Annotated in this window: 5 protein-coding genes; all 5 read right to left on the minus strand. The window is 69.7% G+C overall.

The window, feature by feature from the left end; all coding sequences use genetic code 11:
* Window positions 1–563: ABC transporter ATP-binding protein (locus tag Q0105_RS11055; RefSeq protein ID WP_298211702.1), on the minus strand; the 563-nt coding region annotated here is incomplete at its 3' end.
* Window positions 560–1594, minus strand: coding sequence for an iron ABC transporter permease (locus tag Q0105_RS11060; RefSeq protein WP_298211704.1), 1035 nt, complete (start codon window positions 1592–1594; stop codon window positions 560–562). The genes Q0105_RS11060 and Q0105_RS11055, both read right to left, overlap by 4 nt.
* Window positions 1591–2493, minus strand: a complete 903-nt coding sequence (locus Q0105_RS11065) for a helical backbone metal receptor (protein WP_298211705.1) — start codon at window positions 2491–2493, stop codon at window positions 1591–1593. Before Q0105_RS11065 ends, Q0105_RS11060 begins: the two co-directional genes overlap by 4 nt.
* 4 nt (window positions 2494–2497) lie before the next feature.
* Window positions 2498–3076 (minus strand): bifunctional adenosylcobinamide kinase/adenosylcobinamide-phosphate guanylyltransferase, encoded by a 579-nt coding sequence (locus Q0105_RS11070; RefSeq protein WP_298211708.1) that lies wholly within the window; start codon window positions 3074–3076, stop codon window positions 2498–2500.
* Complete coding sequence (locus tag Q0105_RS11075) at window positions 3073–4443, minus strand: cobyrinate a,c-diamide synthase (RefSeq protein WP_298211710.1); 1371 nt, start codon at window positions 4441–4443, stop codon at window positions 3073–3075. The genes Q0105_RS11070 and Q0105_RS11075 overlap by 4 nt, the downstream gene beginning before the upstream one ends.
* Window positions 4444–4610 lie beyond the last annotated feature (167 nt).

Below are 4610 nucleotides of genomic sequence, written 5' to 3' on the forward strand. Positions count from 1 at the left end.
GCACGCATGGTGTGCAGCCAGTCGGTCTGGTGCGGCGGGTCGAGGTTGGCCAGGGGCTCGTCCATCAGCAGCACCTGGGCCTGCACGGCCAAGGCGCGGGCCAGCAGCACGCGCTGGCGCTCGCCACCCGACAGCTGCGACAGCGGGCGGTGGCGCCAGTCCCAGGCCTGCGTGGTGCGCAGCGCCTGCTCGACCGCCGCGTGGTCGGCCGCGCCCGGCGGCGCCAGCCAAGCCTGGTGCGGCAGGCGGCCCAGCATGGCCACGTCGTAGCTCGTGAGGTCGTCGGCCGAGCCTTCGTTCTGGCCCAGCCAGGCGAGTTGGCGGGCACGCTCGCGCGCCGGGATCTGCGCCAGCGGGCGGCCGAGCAACTGCACCTCGCCCTGTACGGAGGCACGGGGCAGCAGGCCCGCCAGCACCTTGAGCAAGGTGGATTTGCCCGCGCCGTTGGGGCCGACGATACTGGTCCAGCGCCCGGCGGGCAGTTGCAGGTCTATGCCCTGCAATATTAAGCGATTTCCGATGCTGGCGCTTATTCCACAAGCGTCAATAGCTATCAAGTTCATAGCGAACCGCCTTGCGCCGTGCGCCGGTGCATGAGCCACAGCAGGTAGGTGCCACCCAGGGCCGCCGTGAGCACGCCCACCGGCAGCTCCTGCGGCGCCAACAGCCAGCGCGCCAGGGTGTCGGCCGCCAGCAGCAGCACCGCGCCCATCAGGCTGGAGAGCACGATGTGCCGCTCGTGCGTTACGCGCACGATGGAGCGCACCAGGTGGGGCGCGGCCAGCCCCACGAAGGCGATGAGCCCGGTCTGCGCCACCGCGGTGCCCGTGGCCAGCGCCATGGCGGCCACCAAACCTGCACGCATGGGCATGAGCGGCAGGCCCAGGCTGGCGGCCGTGGCCTCGCCCAGCGTGAGGCCATCGAGCGCGCGCGCCAGCATCCAAGCGACCACCGAACACAGCGCCCAGGCCACCGCCATGAGCACGCAGGCCATCCAGCCCACGAAGGCCGTGCTGCCCAGAATGAAGGCCTGCATGGCCTGCAAAATGTCGGGCGAGGCCAGTTCCACCAGGTCACGCATGGCCCCCAGCACTACGCCCACGATCACGCCCGCCAGCAGCAGGCGCAGCGTGTGCTGCACGCCCCGGGCCAAGATCAGCGTGAGCACCACCGCCCCCGCCGCCCCCAAGAAAGCCATGCCCGTGATGCCAATGCGCGCCAGCCACTGCGCCGCCACCGGCGACACACCAAACATGGCCATGGCCACGGCCCCGCCCAGCGCGGCGCCCGAGGCGCTGCCCAGCAGGTAGGGGTCGGCCAGCGGGTTGCGAAACAGCCCCTGCGCCACCGCGCCCGACAGGCCCAGCAGCGCCCCCGCCAGCCAGGCGCCCAGCGTGCGCGGCAAACGGATGTCCCACACGATCTGCCAGGCCACGGGGTCGCCGTGCATGCGCAGCACGCTGTCAAAACCCGTGCTGCCCACGCTGGCGCCACACACCGTCAGCACCACGCTGGCCAGCAGCAGCCAGGCAGCACACCATGCCGCGCGGCGGCTGGCGGAACCGGTGGGCAAATCCATGGGGACGCTGGTCATGGCGCCTTGTCCGCAATGCAGCGCGCCATGATGCGCGCGGCCTCGGCCATGCGCGGGCCGGGGCGCACCACCACGTCGGATTCGCCGGGGCCGAACACACACAGCCGGTTGTCGCGGATGGCCCGCATGCTGGCCCAGCCGGGGTACGGCACCATGGCCTGCATGCTGCGGTTGCCGATCATGATGATGTCGGGATTGGCGCGCACCACAAACTCGGGGTTCAGGCGCGGAAACGGCCCGAGCGACGCGGGCACCACATTGCGCACACCCAGCCGGGTGAGCGACTCGCCGATGAACGACGACTCACCCGCCGCATAGGGCCCACGGCTCACCTCGAAGTACACACGGACATTCTTGGCCTTGGGCGGCAGGGACTGCGCGGCCGCCAGCACACCTGCATCGATCACGCGCCAGAGGCGGTCAGAGCCTTGCACACGGGGCACGCCCAGCAGGTCGCTCACGGTGCCCAGCACGCGGCGCACATCGGCGTGGGTCTTGGGTTCTAACTGCACCACCGTAAGGCCCAGCGCCTCCAGCCGGTCGCTGGCGCGCGAGCTGACGGACATCAGCACCACATCGGGCTTGAGCGCCACGATGGCCTCGATGCTCGGGTCGATGCCGCCGCCCATCTTGGGCAGCTTACCGACCACGGCCTCGGGCCAGTTGGAATAGCGGTCCACCCCCACGAGCCGGTGGCATTGCTCCAGCTCGCACACGCTTTCGGTCAACGAGGGCAGCAGGCTCACGATGCGCTGCGGCGGGCGGGGCAGCGAGACCTCGCGGCCCCTGTCGTCTTTGATGTGCACGGGCTGCGCCTGCGCCAGCCCGGCCATGAGCAGGCCCAGCAGCACCAGGATGGCGATCACCCACAGAATGCGGCGCACGGGGGTTGGTTTCATAGCTTCATTTCAAGGTCAAGGGCAGGCCTGCCGCCATCAGCGTGACGCGGGGGCACACCTGAGCCACTTGCTGGTTGAGGTTGCCCAGGGCATCCACAAAGGCGCGCACCTCGCGCCCCATCGGAATGACCCCCAGGCCAATTTCGTTGCCCACCAGAACAACGGGGCCGGGGGCTTTTCGAATTGCTCCTAAAAACATAGCTGCTTGCGCTTTCCATTCAAGCGCTAGAGCCTGTTTTTGCTTCAAATCCATGGCCTCGAAACCCAAGGGCATCGTCCAGTGAGTGAGCCACAGCGTGAGGCAGTCCACCACCACCAGGGTCTGCGGCGTGCTGTGCCGTGCCAGGGCAGCGGCCAGGTCGTGCGGCTCCTCCACCGTTTGCAGGCCAGGCACACGTTCGGCGCGGTCGCGCTGGTGGCGGGCGATGCGCTCGCGCATCTCGTCGTCCCAGGCCTCACCAGTGGCGATGAGCACGGCGCGGCGGTCGTCCGATTGCGCCAGCCAGTCGCGCGCCAGCAACTCGGCGCGGCGCGACTTGCCGCTTTTCTGGCCGCCCAGGATGAATTCGGTGGTGATGGTCATTCGGATGCGCCTCCCAGCAGATGCGCCACCGCCTCGGGGCTGGACGCAAACCAGGCGTGAAAGTAGCTGGCGTGGATGCTGCCCAGTTGGTACAGCGCCTCGCCCGCATTCGGCGCAGCCGCCTCGTTGGGGCGGGCCGTGCGGGCCACCACCGGGGCGCTGGTGTTGCTGGTGGAGTAATGGAAAGTGTGGCCGCGCAGGGTGTGCCCCGCCACGGCCAGTTGCTGCGGCCCCAGCGCCGCCAGGCGTTTTTGCATGGCCACGCGGCCGGGCAGCAGGCCCCACAGCGGGGCGGTGCCGCCGTCAGCCAGGGTGATGGATTCAAACAGCGCCATCATGCCGCCGCATTCTGCCCACAGGGGTTTGCCTGCGGTCGCATGGGTACGCAGACTGGCCTGCATGCCGGTGTTGGCAGCGATCTGCGCGGTGTGCAGCTCGGGGTAGCCGCCGGGCAGCCACACCGCGTCGCAATCGGGCAGCGCGGCATCATGCAGGGGCGAGAAGAACACCACCCGTGCACCCATCTGCGTGAGGCACAACACATTGGCCGCATAGATGAAGCAGAACGCGGCATCGCGCCCCACGGCCACCGTGCGGCCCGCCAGCAGGGGCGGCACGGCGTCAGCCAGGGCGGGGGCCGGGAAGTCCACGGCCCAGCACTGCAAGTCATCCAACGTCATCTGGCCCAGGGGCGTGGCCGCCAGGGCATCCGCAGCAGCGTCCAGCCGTTGCAGGCTGTCGGGCAGCTCATGCGCGGCGACCAGGCCGAGGTGGCGCTCGGGCAGCAGCGCCGCACCGGCCTTGCCCGCAGCGGGCGCAGCGCTTGTGGCCTGCACACGCATCAACGCCCCCATCCAGTCGTCGGCATCGTGCAAGCCTTCACGCAGCATGTCGGCGTGGCGTGCGCTGCCCACACGGTTGGCCAGCACCCCCGCCCAGGGCAGGCCGGGGCGGTAGTGGCGCAGGCCAAAGGCCAGCGCGCCAAAGGTGCCCGCCATGGCCGAGGCATCGACCACCGCCAGCACCGGCACGCCAAAGTGCCGGGCCAGGTCGGCCGCGCTGGGGTTGCCGTCAAACAGGCCCATCACGCCTTCGATCAGAACCAGGTCGGACTCGCGCGCAGCGTCATGCAGGCGCTGGGCACAGTCGGCCTCGCCATTCATCCACAGGTCAAGCTGGTGCACCGGCGCGCCGCTGGCCAACTGGTGCCAGTGCGGGTCCAGAAAATCCGGCCCGCACTTGAAGACCCGCACGCGCCGACCCTGGCGCGCATGCAAGCGCGCCAGGGCCGCGGTGACGGTGGTCTTGCCCTGGCCGGATGCCGGAGCGGCGATCAGGATCGCCGGGCAACGGGCAGGGTGAACCATCTCGCTTCCCCTCTTCCTCTCTCTAAACCCGTGAGGCGCTGCCGCGTCACTGCGGCGCCCACTTCACACCGACATAGACCGTGCGACCTGCGGTGGCGTAGGTGCGGGCCAACTGGTAGTCCTTGTCGGCCAGGTTGTCGATGCGCGCCAGCAGCGTGTAGTCGCGT

It is taken from the genome of Acidovorax sp. (genome assembly GCF_027492855.1).
Classification (GTDB): Bacteria; Pseudomonadota; Gammaproteobacteria; order Burkholderiales; family Burkholderiaceae_C; genus Acidovorax.